Origin of the sequence: Segatella albensis DSM 11370 = JCM 12258 (genome assembly GCF_000426565.1) — a bacterium.
Taxonomy (GTDB): Bacteria; Bacteroidota; Bacteroidia; order Bacteroidales; family Bacteroidaceae; genus Prevotella; species Prevotella albensis.
In genome coordinates this window covers 40,864-56,592 of record NZ_AUFP01000006.1, presented here as the reverse complement: position 1 = coordinate 56,592, position 15,729 = coordinate 40,864, and the positions used below count along the sequence as shown (strand labels likewise).

Genomic DNA, 15,729 nt, shown 5'->3' with positions numbered 1-15,729 from the left:
GATATGGATTTCCTTTTTAAGGAATGTCAAGACTGGTAGCAAGTCCTCCCATGCTAGTCTCCTTGTAGAGTGACGGTAAGTCATGTCCCGTTTGTTTCATAACAGCAACGACTTTATCGAATGTGACACGATGCTTTCCATCACTTTGAATAGCATAGAGCTGTGCATCAAGAGCTCTGGTAGCAGCAAAAGCATTACGCTCGATACATGGTATCTGTACCATACCAGCTATAGGGTCACAAGTCATTCCAAGGTGATGCTCCAAACCTATTTCTGCAGCATATTCTATTTGTGACGGACTACCGCCCAAAAGTTGACAAGCTGCAGCAGCAGCCATTGCACAAGCCACACCAACTTCGCCTTGACATCCAACTTCTGCACCACTAATGGATGCATTTTGCTTCACGACATTACCGATAAGTCCGGCTGTGGCTAAAGCTCTGAGAATACGAGTTTCAGAAAGTCCTTGAGTATTCTTGAGATGATATAGCACAGCAGGTAGCACGCCACAAGCTCCACAAGTAGGGGCCGTAACGACAGTATGACCGGCTGCATTTTCCTCGCTAGCGGCTAGAGCATAGGCATAGATGAGAGATTTGTCCCGAGCAGCAGAAGAATATTTACCAGCTCTGGAGTAATATCCCGAAGCCTTGCGTGAAAGATGTAGTGGACCAGGAAGTACGCCATCGTTGTCTAACCCGGCTTCCACGCATTTTTGCATTGCATGCCAGATCTTCTGCAGGAAATCCCATATATCCTTTTGTTCACACATTTCTACATATTCCCAGAAGTTACGGCCGTTGTCGTAACACCATGCCATAATTTCCGATAGATTTTTTAGAGCATATGTGTTGGTGACGCTGAACATGTCATATTCTTTACCTTCGGAGAGCGCTCCTCCGCCTATACTGTATACCGTCCAACTGTCTAATAAGCGTCCATCATTGCTAAAGCCTTCAAATTTCATACCGTTAGGGTGGAATGGGAGGCGGATTTCAGGATGCCATTCTATCTCGACATATCCATGTTGTTGCAGTACGTTTATGATAGCTTGATCAGTCATGTGCCCACGTCCTGTAGCAGCAAGACTACCATAGAGGGTTACTACATATTTATATGCTTGAGGGCATTTCTCTGCAAAAATCATTGACGCATGTTGTGGTGCCATCGTATGGCTGCTGGATGGTCCGTTACCTATCCGATATAAATTTTTGAGTGACTCCATATTTGAATTCGAATATGTTACAAAGTTACGGACAATAATTTTTTATACCTCTTATTTCTATGATTATTAGAAATCGTTTTCTGTATAAGTTACAAATAGTTATTTGCATTTCCTTTTTGGTTTCATTTTAAAATGAAAGATTTTATTTTAGTATGAAAAATATAGTTTGATAAAATTTCTATGAACGGTATGACCGGTAAATACATAAGTTTTATCTGATAACCATATTTTTATAATATTTAAACCTTCGCCATAGGACTGTTAAAAGGAGAAGTGACCGCTTATTTGCTTCATCTAGAACATACGAAGAGCATAGAATCGCTCAATAGTATAAAAAATACATCTCAAAAATCTGCTCTTCTGAATGAAGTTAACTTCATCGTCTTACGAAGTTAACTTCGTAAGTTCACGCGAATAGGTATGTAGCCTTACATAGTTAACTGAATAAGCCGATTTTCCCGAATATATGTATGATAAAATATAGGTGCTTAAATATAACTATTTGATTATCAGCGAATTATATTTCACTCATATTTTCAATATTCATACCAATCCAATCATTAATTCTAAATTCACGAATTATGAGCATATTTTTAAAGGTGAAAATTTAGGAATGAAAGGTATTTTAAACTTTGGCGAATTCAAATTGATAATGCAACAAATGTGATAAAAAAATCCCTGTAACCCAAAAAGGATTACAGGGATTAGCTTTTTATGTTGTCTCAAGATTACTTCTTGTTCAAAAGAAGGTCTGTCTGAACAGCTACAGCTACAGTAGCACCTACCATAGGGTTGTTACCCATACCAAGGAAGCCCATCATCTCAACGTGTGCAGGAACTGAAGAAGAACCAGCAAACTGAGCATCTGAGTGCATACGACCCATAGTATCGGTCATACCATAAGAAGCAGGACCTGCAGCCATGTTATCTGGGTGAAGGGTACGACCTGTACCACCACCAGAAGCTACTGAGAAGTATGGCTTGCCAGCAGCAAGACGCTCCTTCTTGTATGTACCAGCTACTGGATGCTGGAAACGGGTAGGGTTAGTTGAGTTACCGGTAATAGAAACATCAACGTTCTCCTTCCAAAGGATAGCTACACCCTCACGAACATCGTCAGCACCATAGCACTTTACCTTAGCACGAGGACCGTCTGAGTATGCAATCTCCTTAACAACGTTTACCTTACCTGTTGCATAGTCGAATTGAGTCTGTACATATGTGAAACCGTTGATACGGCTGATGATCTGAGCAGCATCCTTACCAAGACCGTTCAAGATAACACGCAAAGGATTCTTACGAACCTTGTTTGCCATCTCTGCAATCTTGATAGCACCCTCAGCAGCAGCGAATGACTCGTGACCTGCCAAGAAAGCGAAGCACTCTGTCTCCTCGCGGAGCAGACGAGCTGCCAAGTTACCATGACCAAGACCTACCTTACGATCGTCAGCTACAGAACCAGGAATACAGAATGCCTGCAAACCGATACCAATAGCCTCTGCACACTCAGCAGCAGACTTAGCACCTTTCTTGATAGCAATAGCTGTACCAGCTACATAAGCCCACTTTGCATTCTCAAAGCAGATACGCTGTGTGTCTTCGCAAATCTGATAAGGATCGATACCTAATTTATCGCAAATCTCATTAGCCTCTTCGAGGTTTTTGATGCCGTTAGCGTTAAGTGCAGCAAGAACTTGCTTCTCACGACGCTCCTGACTTTCATAATTTACTTTTCTAATCATAGCTGTATCTCCTTATTCTTTACGTGGGTCAATAGATTTAACAACACCCTGCTCGGCAGTAGTACGGCCATAACGACCTGTGAACTTCTTCACAGCCTCGTTTGCGTCCATACCATTCTTGATAGCTTCCATCATCTTGCCCAGGTGAACATACTCATAACCACAAACCTGACTGTCCTTATCCAAGAACATCTTTGTGATGTAACCTTCGGTCAACTCGAGGTAACGGGTACCCTTAGCAACTGTACCATAAAGAGTACCAGTCTGAGAGCGAAGACCCTTACCAAGGTCCTCAAGACCTGCACCGATTACAAGACCATTCTCAGAGAACGCACTCTGTGAACGACCGTAAACGATCTGAAGGAATAACTCACGCATAGCTGTGTTGATAGCGTCACATACAAGGTCGGTATTCAGAGCCTCGAGAATAGTCTTACCTGGAAGAATCTCAGATGCCATAGCTGCTGAGTGAGTCATACCAGTACAACCGATTGTCTCTACCAAGCACTCCTGAATAACACCCTCTTTGATGTTCAAAGAGAGCTTACATGCACCCTGCTGAGGAGCACACCAACCCACACCGTGTGTGTAACCAGAGATATCCTTAATCTCTTTTGCCTTGATCCATTTTCCCTCTTCAGGAATTGGAGCTGGTCCGTGGTTAGGACCTTTAGCGACAACGCACATATTGTCGACTTCTTTTGAATAAATCATATTCGCTAAATTTATTTAATGAATATATTAATAAATTCTTCAATTGCACCCGCAAAATTACAAAAAAACTTTGAAAACCATCATATCTCGGTTATACTTTTTAACTCTTTAACCATCATTTCTGTCGAGAATAGTCTATAATTCGATTTTTTTCGTAACTTTGCAAAGTCAAAATAGCAATTTTATGATTACTGTACACGTTAAAGATTCAGATTTGCGCAAGGCTGCTGGAGAGGGCATGGATGCTTTCGTTCAGCTCTTTATTGATAGTATTCTTCAGAATATCGGAGGAGAACTTAATGCTGATAACATCGCGGAACTTAATGCTGACCAAATCACGCTGTTGGCTTGGGACATTTTGCATCGAGAGGTGATGGATGGGGGATTTATCCAACTTATCTATAATGGATATGGGGGATTTATCTGGATGAACCCTACGGATAAGGCTTTCCGTAACTGGAGTCTTTGCGAGGGGTGTGCCGAGCTGAGGGAACTATATCGACTGATCAACAAGAGTCATGTGCTATATTGTAAGAATCATGAGGAAATAGAGAAGGATTGCTCGGATGATGAATTTATGGCGCTCTTTGAACGCTTCTCTTTCTTCGACGACTTCGATGATGAGTTCGTGGACAAGGAGGAACTGTGGACGGAGGAGATTGCAAGATATATTGACAATCATATTGAGAACTTTATTGTTATTGATAAGTAATTATGAATAAGGAAGAACAGGAACTCAGAAAGAAAAGTCCTATCCAAATAAGAAACAAAAAGGCTTCTTTCGAATATTTCTTCACGGATACTTTTACAGCGGGTATCGTCCTTACCGGTACGGAAATTAAAAGCATTCGCGCGGGAAAAGCCTCTTTGGTCGACTCTTTCTGTGTAATATACAAAGGTGAAGTTTGGGTGAAAGGGATGAGTATATCTCCTTATTTCTATGGGGGTTATACTAATCATGAGATGAAGCGCGATCGCAAACTTTTGCTCAACAAACGGGAGATTCATCGCTTGGAAGAGGCGCAAAAGCAAATCGGTTATACTATCGTGCCTACATTGGTCTTCATCGATGCTCATGGAAGGGCTAAGATGGATATCGCCGTGGCTAAAGGTAAGAAGGAATTTGATAAGCGGCAGACGCTTCGCGAGAAACAGGATAAGCGCGAGATGGATAGGGCGATGAAGCATTACTAATATAAATATATGTACTAGATAATCACTAATTTAAGGATGAAAAAACTTCAGGATGTTGTAAAGAAAAAGGTGTTGGTGCTTGATGGTGCCATGGGCACGATGGTGCAGTCGTACAATCTCTCCGAACAGGATTTCAGGGGGAATCTGCCACTATATCGTGAGGAGTTGGGCAAGATAACCACGTATAAGGGGAATAACGATATGCTCAATCTTACACGTCCTGATGTTGTGTGCGATATTCATAGAAGATACCTGAAGGCTGGTGCCGATCTGATAGAAACGAATACGTTTTCTTCACAACGCATCTCCCAAGCCGATTATCATTTGGAAGACCATAGCTATGACATGGCTTTGCAAGGAGCTAAGTTGGCGAGAATTTGTGCCGATGAATTTCAGTCGGCCGATAAACCGCGCTATGTGCTGGGGTCTGTGGGACCAACCAACAAGACTTGTTCGATGTCTCCGGATGTCAGCAATCCTGCCATACGAGACCTAACCTATGATGAACTCTTTGATGCTTATAGCGAACAGATTCGAGGGCTTATCGAAGGAGGTGTGGATGGCTTCCTCATAGAGACCATTTTCGACACTTTGAACTGTAAGGTCGCCATTGATGCAGCCTGCCAAGAGATGGAAAAGCATGGCATAGAGCTACCGATCATGCTTAGTGTGACCATTAGCGATTTGGCAGGTCGAACTCTAAGCGGTCAAACCTTGGATGCTTTTTTGGCTAGTATCAGTACATATCCTATATTTTCCATAGGTCTGAACTGTTCGTTTGGTGCACGCCAAATGAAACCGTATATCACCGAACTGGCAAGTAAAGCTCCTTATTATATCACAGTATATCCTAATGCTGGTCTGCCTAACGAGATGGGTCTGTATGACGAAACTGCCGATTCCATGGCTCCTCAGATGCAGGAATATGTAGACGAAGGTTTGGTGAATGTCATTGGTGGATGCTGCGGTACAACAGACGAATTTATCGCGCGATATGCTCAATTCGTTATAGGTAAGCATCCGCATGTTCCAGTAGAAAGATCTCGTTATATGCAATTGTCAGGTCTCGAGATGTTAGAGGTAAATCCTGATGTAAAGTTTGTTAATGTAGGCGAGAGATGTAACGTGGCCGGAAGTCGAAAATTTCTACGATTGATCAAAGAAAAGAAATACGACGAAGCACTCTCCATCGCCCGCAAGCAGGTAGCTGATGGCGCTCTGGTGATAGATATCAATATGGACGATGGTCTTCTTGATGCTAAGGCGGAAATGGTGAACTTCTTGAATATGATCGCGGGAGAACCGGATATTGCTAAAGTACCTGTGATGATAGACTCGTCGAAATGGGATGTTATCATAGCAGGACTTAAATGTGTCCAAGGTAAGAGTATCGTTAATTCTCTGTCGTTGAAGAATGGAGAGGCGGAATTTATAGCTCATGCCAAAGATGTGAAGAGGTATGGGGCTGCCTGCGTTGTGATGTGCTTCGACGAAATAGGGCAGGCTACCACCTACGAACGTAAGATAGAAATAGCGGAACGCGCCTACCGCATCCTCGTCGACCAAGTCGGCATGAATCCTTTGGATATCATCTTCGACCCTAATATCTTGTCAATAGCTACAGGTATTGAAGAACATGATGGATATGCTCTCGACTTTATACGTGCTACTAGATGGATACACCAAAATCTGCCAGGAGCTCATGTGAGTGGTGGTGTAAGTAATCTGTCTTTTTCATTCAGAGGAATCAACTATATCCGAGAGGCCATGCATGCCGTTTTCTTGTATCATGCCATCGATAACGGTATGGACTTTGGAATCGTAAATCCTTCAACGAAAGTAACTTATGTTGATATACCTAAAGAACAACTTAAAATTATAGAGGATGTAGTCCTGGATCGTAAGAATTGTGAAGAGGATATCTCTCCGGCCGAGAGATTGGTAGAGTTGGCCAATGAAATAAAAGAAAAGGCTGATGCCGAAAAGGAAAAACAGATTGTCAATCCTCAACAGCAAACAAAAGTGGAGGAGTGGCGTTCCCTTTCCCTTGATGAAAGGTTGGCTTATGCTCTGCGAAAAGGTATTCCTGATTATCTCTCACAGGATTTAGAGGAAGCTATCCGGGAATATCCTCATGCTGTAAACATTATCGAAGGGCCGCTCATGGACGGTATGAACGAAGTAGGAAAATTGTTTGGCGAGGGTAAGATGTTTCTGCCACAAGTTGTGAAGACCGCTCGTACGATGAAGCAAGCTGTAGCTTATCTGCAACCTTATATCGAGAAGGAAAAGCAGAACGAGATGCCTTCGAAAGCTGGTAAGGTCCTACTTGCCACAGTAAAGGGCGACGTGCATGATATCGGAAAGAATATCGTCTCTGTGGTGATGGCCTGCAACAACTACGAGGTCATTGACATGGGTGTGATGGTACCTGCCGAACAGATTGTAAAGAAAGCCATAGAAGAGAAGGTGGATATCATTGGATTATCAGGACTTATAACCCCTTCGCTTGAAGAAATGGTTCATGTAGCCGAAGAACTCAAAAAGGCGAATCTCGAAATACCTATTATGATAGGTGGAGCTACGACAAGTCAATTACACGTAGCCCTCAAGATAGCACCTGTGTATAATGGTCCTGTACTATGGATGAAAGATGCCAGTCAGAACCCTTTGATCGCAGCTCGACTGATGAACCAGGACGAGAAAACGAAAGTTAGTGAGGAATTGGACGAGAAGTATGAGAACCTACGCAGAAACTATCAACGAGAACAAGAGCATATTGTCAGCCTCGAGGATGCACGCAAGAATAAACTACACCTCTTCGACTAAGCAAACCATTCTTCCTTGATATAGGATGCTATACATTCTATCCCACGAAAAACAACCACAAAACGATCGTAAAAAACAGAGAATAAATTAAAAAATAAGAATTATTCATAGGATTTCCGAGAGATTTTGTATCTTTGCACGCAGATTTAAACGTTTAAGCAATGTTCAGTAAAAAGAAAAGATGGCATTGCCTGCCAGGTCAACCTTTGACAGAACTAGATAAGCAGGTAATGTATTGGGAAAACAAAGGCAAATTAGTTCCGACACGCGATATGATCAGAACCCCTGAGCAAATCGAAGGAATCCGGAAGGCAGGAGCTGTGAATACAGGATGTCTTGATGCTGTGGCAGAGGCTATCCATGTAGGTATGACGACACAGGAAATTGACGATATCTGTATGCAGTATTGCAAAGACCATAATGCTATTCCTGCGTGTCTGAATTACGAAGGTTTCCCAAAAAGCGTTTGTACAAGTATCAACGAGGTTGTATGCCATGGCATCCCTAAAGAAGAAGATGTCTTGGAAGAAGGCGATATCGTGAATGTCGATATGACCCTTAGCGTAGACGGCTATTATGGTGACGCATCTCGTATGTTCATCATAGGAGGCAAGACAACTCCGGAAAAAGAGCAATTGGTGAAGGTTACCAAGGAATGTCTTGAGATTGGTGCTGCTGCCGCAAAACCTTATTGCTTTGTCGGCGACATCGGTCATGCTATACAGAAGCATGCCGAAAAATACCACTATGGCGTGGTTCGCGACTTATGCGGTCATGGCGTAGGTCTCGAAATGCACGAGGCTCCGGAGATCCTTCATTTCGGCCATAAGGGTACAGGCATGCTCTTGGTACCGGGAATGGTTTTCACCATCGAACCTATGATCAACATGGGTACATGGAAAGTATTCATCGATGCTGACGACCCTTATGGATGGGAAGTTATCACAGGAGATGAAAAACCTTCTGCCCAATGGGAACATACATTCTTGATGACAGAAACGGGTGTTGAAATTTTATCATATTAAGAGATGGATAATCAAGAAGATATATATATATTAGGTATCGAATCTTCTTGCGACGACACTTCTGCCGCCGTTTTGAAGAATGGGGTATTATTAAGCAATGTAACGGCTTCGCAAGAAGTACACAAGGCTTACGGAGGTGTCGTGCCAGAGTTGGCCTCAAGAGCACATCAACAGAATGTCGTACCTGTAGTAGACCAAGCCATCAAACGTGCTGGTATCACGAAGGAACAACTGAGTGCTGTGGCCTTCACCAGAGGTCCGGGCCTGATGGGCTCATTATTGGTAGGTGTAAGTTTTGCCAAAGGATTTGCCCGTAGTCTCGAGATTCCTATGATCGACGTTAACCATCTTCAAGGACACGTGATGGCCCATTTCATCAAGGAAAGCGACGATGATAACCATATGCCACCATTACCTTTCATCTGTTTGTTGGTTTCCGGCGGAAACTCCCAGATCGTCAAGGTAAATGCCTATAATGACATGGAAGTACTGGGACAGACCATCGATGACGCAGCAGGAGAGGCTATCGATAAATGCTCAAAGGTAATGGGACTCGGTTATCCGGGCGGTCCTATCATCGACAAGTTGGCACGTAAGGGTAACCCTTTGGCCTACAACTTCTCTGAACCACATATTCCGGGGCTCAACTATAGTTTCTCCGGCTTGAAGACATCTTTCTTGTATAGCCTTCGCAAATGGGTAGAGCAAGATCCTGATTTCGTAGAACATCATAAGGAAGACTTGGCAGCCAGTTTGGAACATACCATCGTGGACATTCTGATGAAGAAACTCCGAATGGCTGTAAAGCAGACTGGTATCAAACACGTAGCCGTAGCAGGAGGAGTAAGTGCCAATAATGGTCTGCGAAACAGTTTCAAGGAGCATGCAGCTAAATACGGTTGGACTATCTATATTCCAAAGTTCAGTTATACCACGGATAATGCTGCCATGATCGCTTGTGTGGGTACATTCAAGTACAAAGACAAGGATTTCGCATCCATCGATCTTCCCGCTTATAGCAAAGTTACTTTTAAATAAAACAAAGAGATACATGGAATTAGAAAGCAAGATATTAAGTAAACAGATACAGGAGGCGTTGTATGATACCGACAAGACTATAGGTACGGCCGAAAGTTGTACCGGTGGAAGAATAGCAGAAGCTATCATCGCAACACCTGGAGCGAGTGCTTACTTTAAGGGTGGAATCGTAAGTTATACCAACGAAGTAAAGGAAAATATCCTCAAGGTGAGCCATCAGGTTCTGGAAGAAAAAACTGCCGTCTGCGAGGAAGTGGCCATAGAAATGGTAAAAGGCGCCTGCGAAGCCCTACATACCGATTATGCCATCTCGGCAACAGGAGTGGCAGGTCCTACCGGAGGAACCAAGGAAATACCAGTGGGTACAATATGGATAGGCTATGGTAGCAAAGAAGACGTACACGCCTTCAAACTGGAAGAAGATTTCGGAAGAGATATCAATTTGGCCATAGCGACCAACAAGGCCATGCGCCTGCTTCTCGACTATTTAGACGAGCATAAAGAAGATTTGAAGAAAGCTTAAATTATAATTTTCCTTAAATTTTCAAATTCTTCGAAGAAAAATTTTGCATTTTATAGAAATTATTGTAATTTTGCAACCTGTTTGGAATAGGTATCAATTAACGAATTACAAAATTAAAGATAGAAATGTCTAAGATTTGTCAGATTACAGGAAAGAAGGCACAATTAGGTTGTAATGTGTCTCACTCAAAGCACCATACTAAGCGCAGCTTTGACGTTAACCTTTTCAGCAAGAAATTCTACTATGTAGAAGAGGGTTGCTGGATTAGCCTCAAGATTAGCGCAGCTGGTCTTCGTCTCATTAACAAGGTAGGTCTTGATGCAGCCCTTAAGCAGGCTGTTTCTAAAGGCTATATTGACTGGAAGGACATTAAAGTTATAGGAGAATAATTATCATGGCAAAGAAAGCTAAAGGAAATAGAGTACAGGTTATCCTTGAGTGCACAGAAATGAAGAACTCAGGTCTTCCTGGTACAAGCCGTTACGTGACAACAAAGAATCGTAAGAATACTCCTGAGCGTCTTGAGCTCATGAAGTATAATCCTATCCTCAAGAAGATGACTCTTCATAAGGAGATTAAGTAATAACCCTTTAAAAAACATATAAGATATGGCAAAGAAAGCGGTCGCTACCCTCCATGAAGGTTCAACGGATGGTCGCGCTTATTCAAAAGTGATCAAAATGGTCAAGAGCCCTAAGACTGGCGCTTATATCTTCGAAGAGAAGATGGTTCCTAACGAGGCTGTAAAAGACTTTTTCAAGTAAGTCGTAAATTTATACCAAATAATAAAAGGCTGTGTCGGAAACGACATGGCCTTTTTCTTTGTTTGTTGGGTTCTTTCTAACAGGAAAGATGTCGAGAAATTTGTTTTTTTGACTAACTTATATTATCTTTGCAAAAAATAATGCATTATGGGACTATTTGGTTTATTTAATAAAAACAAAAAGGAAACACTCGACAAAGGTCTGGAGAAGACGAAGGAAAGCGTCTTCGGAAAGTTGGCTCGTGCTGTAGCCGGAAAATCTAAAGTAGATGATGATGTTCTAGATAATCTTGAGGAAATCTTGATTTCTTCTGATGTTGGAGTCGACACTACTGTCAAGATTATTGAGAGAATAGAGGAGCGTGTAGCACGTGACAAGTATGTTTCTACATCTGAACTAAATGGTATCCTACGAGAAGAAATCGCAAATCTTCTCTCTGAAAATCATTCTGACGATAACGACAACTGGGATTTGCCTTCCGACCATAAACCTTATGTTATCTTGGTCGTAGGCGTGAATGGTGTAGGCAAGACCACCACAATCGGTAAGTTGGCCTACCAATTCAAGAAAGCCGGTAAGAAAGTATATCTCGGAGCCGCCGATACCTTCCGAGCCGCAGCCGTAGAACAGATCTCCATCTGGGGCGAACGTGTTGGAGTACCAGTCGTCAAACAGCAGATGGGAAGCGATCCAGCCTCTGTGGCCTTTGATACCTTACAGAGTGCGAAGGCCAATGGTGCAGATGTCGTACTCATCGATACAGCTGGAAGACTTCACAACAAAGTAGGTTTGATGAACGAACTCAAGAAAATCAAGGATGTTATGAAGAAGGTCCTTCCGGAAGCTCCCGACGAGGTAATGCTCGTGTTGGATGGAAGTACCGGACAGAATGCATTCGAACAGGCCAAACAATTCTCGGCGGTAACGAGTATCACTAGTTTGGCCATCACCAAACTCGACGGAACCGCCAAGGGTGGAGTCGTGATAGGTATTAGCGACCAACTCAAAGTACCTGTCAAGTATATCGGACTGGGTGAAGGCATGGAAGATTTGCAACTATTCAATAAACGAGAATTTGTAGATAGTCTTTTTAAAGGAGAATGAAGAAAAATCAGATAGATATCATCACGATGGGCTGTAGCAAGAACTTGGTGGATTCCGAGTTATTGATGAAACAGTTCGAAGCCAACGGATACCATTGTGTGCACGATAGTAAACGCCCACAAGGTGAGATTGCCGTAATCAACACCTGTGGATTTATAGAATCAGCCAAAGAGGAAAGTATCAATACGATCCTCGAATTCGTACAGGCTAAAAATGAGGGCCGCCTGCGCAAGTTGTATGTCATGGGATGCCTTTCCCAACGTTATAAGGACGAACTGGAGAAGGAGATACCAGAGGTGGATAAATTCTATGGAAAATTCAATTATAAACAACTGCTCAAGGAATTAGGCAAGGCTGACGTTCCTTCATGTGATGGGCGTCGCCATCTTACCACTCCACATCATTATGCATACGTGAAGATAGCAGAAGGATGCGACCGCCATTGTGCCTATTGCGCCATCCCTATCATTACAGGTAAACATACCAGTCGCCCTAAGGAAGACATCCTCAACGAGATAAGAGAGTTGGTGGCAGATGGAGTAAAGGAATTCCAGATCATAGCTCAGGAACTCACTTTCTATGGCGTGGATATCGATGGCAAGCATCATATCACAGAACTCATCTCCGAAATGGCTGATATTCCGGGCGTGAAGTGGATTCGCCTGCATTATGCATATCCTAACCAATTCCCGATGGATTTATTGGATGTTATGCGCGAGAAACCTAACGTATGCAAATATCTCGATATCGCATTACAACATATCAGCGACCATATGTTGGACCGTATGCATCGTCATGTCTCAAAACAAGAGACCATCGACCTCATCAAGGCCATCCGCGAACGCGTTCCGGGTATCCATATCCGAACAACGTTGATGGTGGGATTCCCTGGAGAGACCGAACAGGATTTCGAAGAACTCAAGGAGTTTGTGAGATGGGCCAAGTTTGAGAGAATGGGGGCTTTCGCTTATTCTGAAGAGGAGGGAACCTATAGCGCCGAACATTATGAAGATGATGTACCTGCAGATGTGAAACAAAGTAGACTTGATGAGCTCATGGCCATCCAACAGGAGATTTCTACGGAGATAGAAGCCCAAAAGGTGGGGAAGGTCATGAAAGTCATCATCGACCGTAAGGAAGGCGATTATTATATCGGTCGTACGGAATTCTGTTCTCCGGATGTAGACCCGGAAGTTTTGATTCCTGTAGCAAAGAAAACTCTATATGTAGGAAAATTCTACGATGTGAAAATAAGTGATAGCGACGAATTCGACCTTTATGGAGAAGTAGTATGAACAATAAGGAATACATAGCCAAATTATCGTCCTCTACGGAGTATACACAAGAAGACACCCAGAAACTTGTGCGTACGGTCATCGATGGTATGATAGAACTCATCGAGGTGGACCCACATACCTCCATATCTATACCAAGTTTCGGAACTTTCGAGGTAAAGAAGCGCATGGAGAGGATCATGGTGAATCCTACTACGAAGCAACGAATGCTTGTACCTCCGAAATTGGTACTCAACTTCCGGCCTGTTGCCTCTATCAAGGAAAAATTAAAGAATGGAGGTAAGAATGAATAAGAGCGTAATAGAAATATTAGCAAGTAGACTTGTCGAGAAACATCGCCTTACTCAGGATGCCGCCGAGAAATTCGTCCGACAGATGTTCGAGACTGCTAACGTGGGGTTGGCAGAGGAAAAACTCGTGAAAATCAAAGGACTCGGTACTTTCAAGGTCACTTCTGTAAAGGATCGTGAAAGTATTAATGTGAATACCGGCGAACGTATCCTTATCGAGGGTAGGGATAAAATCAATTTTACGCCCGATAATATCCTCAAGGAAATCGTTAACAAACCGTTTGCTCAGTTTGAGACTGTTGTCATCAACGATGGAGTTGATTTCCAACCGATTGATGATAAATATAAAGGCGGATTGGCTCCGGAGATTCCTATAGAACCGAAACCTGTTGCTGAACCAATTGAGAGACCGGTAGAAGAGCAGACAGAAGAACCTGCCAAACCAATAGAGGAATCTGTCGAGCAACCAATTGTAAAGTCAACGGAGGATAAAGATGTTGTCATTCCTTGTGAGGAGGTGACTGCAAAGATTGAACCGGAAGTTGAAGCGAAACCAATCACAGAAATCTCAAAACCTGCAAACGAGTCGATTGTAGAGATCGCTGAACCGGTAAACGAGCCAATCGACGAAACAATTGCTGGCCCTACAAGCGAATCGATAGCAAAGCCGACGAGCGAGCCCAAAAACGTTATTCCTTCTAATAAGAAGGTTGAAGATACTGAACATGATATAGAATCAATCTCTGTAACCTCAAATGTTTCAGCAACTTCCGGAATTCCACGTCAGATATATTGGATGTGTGGAATAGCATTACTATTGATCGTAGGAAGCTTCGGTTTTTTGTTATACAACTATAATGCTCAGTCGCAACGTTTGGCAGAACTAGAGATTCAACTTGCTAAGAATAACCAGTCTGTTGCTCAGAAGGCAGCCACTAAGGCGAAGACCAACGCCCAATCTGTAGCTACTTCTGCAATAGATCCTAAAGTCTTGGAAAAGGCAAAGGTTGATAGCATCCGACTTCTCCGCGAGCATGAAGCTTTGGTTGCCGCTACCCAGAAAGCAAATGAGGCTAAGGTGCCAACGGGTGAAGCTAAGCAAAAAACTACTGAATCGGTAACAAAGGGAGTTGCTGCTAACGCGAAGGCAACAATGGCTCAAGAAGTTGCCACGAGTAAATATGATGCAGACCCTCGTGTACGCACAGGAGCATATAGTATTATAGGAGTAGAACAAACAATAAAGGCCAAGAAGGGACAGACCTTAGCAAGCATCAGCAGAACATATCTTGGTTCCGGTATGGAATGTTATCTTGAAGCCTTAAATGGTAATGGTCCTATCAAAGAAGGACAATCCGTAAAGATTCCGAAACTTAAACTTAAGAAAAAGAAATAACGAAAGAGTATCCCGACATGATGTCGGGATTTTTTTTGAAGTTTGACGGACTAAGTTTAATTATTTGATTGATATTTAAATACTAGTAATTTGCATTATCAATTTGAATTCAGGGACATTTAAAGAACATTAAATTCCTTAATTCTCAACCGAAGAAAGACGTTCATAATTTGCAAATTCTGAATTAATGGCGGGGTTGATTATGAATTTTAAAAATGTAATCAAAAGGCAAATGCTTGATTATCAATAAGTTATGTTTTGATGTGTATTCTGTCATCAAAATATACTGGGAATATAAGCTTATTAAGTTAACTATATAAGGCTATAAACCTATTCGCGTGAGCTTACGAAGTTAACTGTATAAGCCGATGCAGTTAACTTCGTTCGAAAGATCAACTTTTAGAGGGAGGGCTTTTCTGTATTTTGAGAGCTCATTAGGTTCTTGTTTGTTCTAGAATGAGCACAAAACTTTAACAGTATCTGAATCAAAGTTTAAATATTACAAAAGATTTCTTTTAGTTCCTTTGTAAATCATTCTGTATTTCATACTTCGTTTGTTGAATATACCTTTAATTCATCTCCCGCCAAGA

At 42.4% G+C, this 15,729-nt stretch carries 16 protein-coding genes; 13 read left to right on the top strand and 3 right to left on the bottom strand.

Going from position 1 to position 15,729, the window contains the following annotated elements; translation table 11 throughout:
• Positions 1 to 16 precede the first annotated feature (16 nt).
• The 3 genes from K333_RS0104450 to K333_RS0104435 all read right to left on the bottom strand — a co-directional run bounded on the left by K333_RS0104450 (position 17) and on the right by K333_RS0104435 (position 3,681).
• Positions 17 to 1,225 carry an L-serine ammonia-lyase gene (locus K333_RS0104450; RefSeq protein WP_024989612.1) on the bottom strand — a complete coding sequence of 403 codons (1,209 nt, stop codon included), beginning with the start codon at positions 1,223 to 1,225 and terminating at the stop codon, positions 17 to 19.
• A 728-nt stretch (positions 1,226 to 1,953) separates the two neighbouring features.
• Entirely contained in the window at positions 1,954 to 2,967 is a 1,014-nt protein-coding gene (locus K333_RS0104440; protein WP_024989614.1) for a GGGtGRT protein, read from the bottom strand.
• Positions 2,968 to 2,979: 12 nt separating this feature from the next.
• Positions 2,980 to 3,681 carry an iron-sulfur cluster assembly scaffold protein gene (locus K333_RS0104435; protein ID WP_024989615.1) on the bottom strand — a complete coding sequence of 234 codons (702 nt, stop codon included), beginning with the start codon at positions 3,679 to 3,681 and terminating at the stop codon, positions 2,980 to 2,982.
• Positions 3,682 to 3,865: 184 nt separating this feature from the next.
• Between K333_RS0104435 and K333_RS0104430 the strand changes: the two genes are divergently transcribed.
• The 13 genes from K333_RS0104430 (at position 3,866) to K333_RS0104370 (ending at position 15,139) form a co-directional block, all read left to right on the top strand.
• Positions 3,866 to 4,393: a DMP19 family protein gene (locus tag K333_RS0104430; protein WP_024989616.1), complete on the top strand. Its 528-nt coding sequence runs from the start codon at positions 3,866 to 3,868 to the stop codon at positions 4,391 to 4,393.
• A 2-nt stretch (positions 4,394 to 4,395) separates the two neighbouring features.
• The gene (gene smpB, locus K333_RS0104425) at positions 4,396 to 4,875 is read left to right on the top strand and encodes an SsrA-binding protein SmpB (protein ID WP_024989617.1); all 480 of its coding nucleotides are present in this window, start codon (positions 4,396 to 4,398) and stop codon (positions 4,873 to 4,875) included.
• 36 nt (positions 4,876 to 4,911) lie between these two features.
• Positions 4,912 to 7,704 (top strand): methionine synthase, encoded by a 2,793-nt coding sequence (metH, locus tag K333_RS11925; protein ID WP_036886098.1) that lies wholly within the window; start codon positions 4,912 to 4,914, stop codon positions 7,702 to 7,704.
• A 161-nt stretch (positions 7,705 to 7,865) separates the two neighbouring features.
• Entirely contained in the window at positions 7,866 to 8,729 is an 864-nt protein-coding gene (map, locus tag K333_RS0104415; protein WP_027452383.1) for a type I methionyl aminopeptidase, read from the top strand.
• A 3-nt stretch (positions 8,730 to 8,732) separates the two neighbouring features.
• The gene (gene tsaD, locus K333_RS0104410; RefSeq protein ID WP_024989618.1) at positions 8,733 to 9,767 is read left to right on the top strand and encodes a tRNA (adenosine(37)-N6)-threonylcarbamoyltransferase complex transferase subunit TsaD; all 1,035 of its coding nucleotides are present in this window, start codon (positions 8,733 to 8,735) and stop codon (positions 9,765 to 9,767) included.
• Positions 9,768 to 9,780: 13 nt separating this feature from the next.
• The gene (locus K333_RS0104405; protein ID WP_024989619.1) at positions 9,781 to 10,290 is read left to right on the top strand and encodes a CinA family protein; all 510 of its coding nucleotides are present in this window, start codon (positions 9,781 to 9,783) and stop codon (positions 10,288 to 10,290) included.
• A 125-nt stretch (positions 10,291 to 10,415) separates the two neighbouring features.
• Complete coding sequence (gene rpmB / locus K333_RS0104400; RefSeq protein WP_024989620.1) at positions 10,416 to 10,679, top strand: 50S ribosomal protein L28; 264 nt, start codon at positions 10,416 to 10,418, stop codon at positions 10,677 to 10,679.
• 5 nt (positions 10,680 to 10,684) lie between these two features.
• Positions 10,685 to 10,873, top strand: a complete 189-nt coding sequence (rpmG, locus tag K333_RS0104395) for a 50S ribosomal protein L33 (protein ID WP_004340645.1) — start codon at positions 10,685 to 10,687, stop codon at positions 10,871 to 10,873.
• 25 nt (positions 10,874 to 10,898) lie between these two features.
• Complete coding sequence (locus tag K333_RS12885) at positions 10,899 to 11,054, top strand: DUF4295 domain-containing protein (RefSeq protein ID WP_081657202.1); 156 nt, start codon at positions 10,899 to 10,901, stop codon at positions 11,052 to 11,054.
• Between the two features lie 147 nt (positions 11,055 to 11,201).
• Positions 11,202 to 12,158, top strand: a complete 957-nt coding sequence (ftsY, locus tag K333_RS0104385; RefSeq protein WP_027452382.1) for a signal recognition particle-docking protein FtsY — start codon at positions 11,202 to 11,204, stop codon at positions 12,156 to 12,158.
• Positions 12,155 to 13,453, top strand: a complete 1,299-nt coding sequence (gene rimO, locus K333_RS0104380) for a 30S ribosomal protein S12 methylthiotransferase RimO (RefSeq protein ID WP_024989621.1) — start codon at positions 12,155 to 12,157, stop codon at positions 13,451 to 13,453. The genes ftsY and rimO overlap by 4 nt, the downstream gene beginning before the upstream one ends.
• Complete coding sequence (locus K333_RS0104375) at positions 13,450 to 13,746, top strand: HU family DNA-binding protein (RefSeq protein ID WP_027452381.1); 297 nt, start codon at positions 13,450 to 13,452, stop codon at positions 13,744 to 13,746. Before rimO ends, K333_RS0104375 begins: the two co-directional genes overlap by 4 nt.
• Positions 13,739 to 15,139 carry an HU family DNA-binding protein gene (locus tag K333_RS0104370; RefSeq protein ID WP_161624551.1) on the top strand — a complete coding sequence of 467 codons (1,401 nt, stop codon included), beginning with the start codon at positions 13,739 to 13,741 and terminating at the stop codon, positions 15,137 to 15,139. The genes K333_RS0104375 and K333_RS0104370 overlap by 8 nt, the downstream gene beginning before the upstream one ends.
• Positions 15,140 to 15,729: the final 590 nt, after the last annotated feature.

What these genes read in the sequence shown, in the direction of transcription:
- K333_RS0104450 (WP_024989612.1), bottom strand. Translation starts at nt 1,225, where the DNA reads ATGGAGTCACTCAAAAATTTATATCGGATAGGTAACGGACCATCCAGC.
- K333_RS0104440 (WP_024989614.1), bottom strand. Translation starts at nt 2,967, where the DNA reads ATGATTAGAAAAGTAAATTATGAAAGTCAGGAGCGTCGTGAGAAGCAA.
- K333_RS0104435 (WP_024989615.1), bottom strand. Translation starts at nt 3,681, where the DNA reads ATGATTTATTCAAAAGAAGTCGACAATATGTGCGTTGTCGCTAAAGGT.
- K333_RS0104430 (WP_024989616.1), top strand. Translation starts at nt 3,866, where the DNA reads ATGATTACTGTACACGTTAAAGATTCAGATTTGCGCAAGGCTGCTGGA.
- smpB (WP_024989617.1), top strand. Translation starts at nt 4,396, where the DNA reads ATGAATAAGGAAGAACAGGAACTCAGAAAGAAAAGTCCTATCCAAATA.
- metH (WP_036886098.1), top strand. Translation starts at nt 4,912, where the DNA reads ATGAAAAAACTTCAGGATGTTGTAAAGAAAAAGGTGTTGGTGCTTGAT.
- map (WP_027452383.1), top strand. Translation starts at nt 7,866, where the DNA reads ATGTTCAGTAAAAAGAAAAGATGGCATTGCCTGCCAGGTCAACCTTTG.
- tsaD (WP_024989618.1), top strand. Translation starts at nt 8,733, where the DNA reads ATGGATAATCAAGAAGATATATATATATTAGGTATCGAATCTTCTTGC.
- K333_RS0104405 (WP_024989619.1), top strand. Translation starts at nt 9,781, where the DNA reads ATGGAATTAGAAAGCAAGATATTAAGTAAACAGATACAGGAGGCGTTG.
- rpmB (WP_024989620.1), top strand. Translation starts at nt 10,416, where the DNA reads ATGTCTAAGATTTGTCAGATTACAGGAAAGAAGGCACAATTAGGTTGT.
- rpmG (WP_004340645.1), top strand. Translation starts at nt 10,685, where the DNA reads ATGGCAAAGAAAGCTAAAGGAAATAGAGTACAGGTTATCCTTGAGTGC.
- K333_RS12885 (WP_081657202.1), top strand. Translation starts at nt 10,899, where the DNA reads ATGGCAAAGAAAGCGGTCGCTACCCTCCATGAAGGTTCAACGGATGGT.
- ftsY (WP_027452382.1), top strand. Translation starts at nt 11,202, where the DNA reads ATGGGACTATTTGGTTTATTTAATAAAAACAAAAAGGAAACACTCGAC.
- rimO (WP_024989621.1), top strand. Translation starts at nt 12,155, where the DNA reads ATGAAGAAAAATCAGATAGATATCATCACGATGGGCTGTAGCAAGAAC.
- K333_RS0104375 (WP_027452381.1), top strand. Translation starts at nt 13,450, where the DNA reads ATGAACAATAAGGAATACATAGCCAAATTATCGTCCTCTACGGAGTAT.
- K333_RS0104370 (WP_161624551.1), top strand. Translation starts at nt 13,739, where the DNA reads ATGAATAAGAGCGTAATAGAAATATTAGCAAGTAGACTTGTCGAGAAA.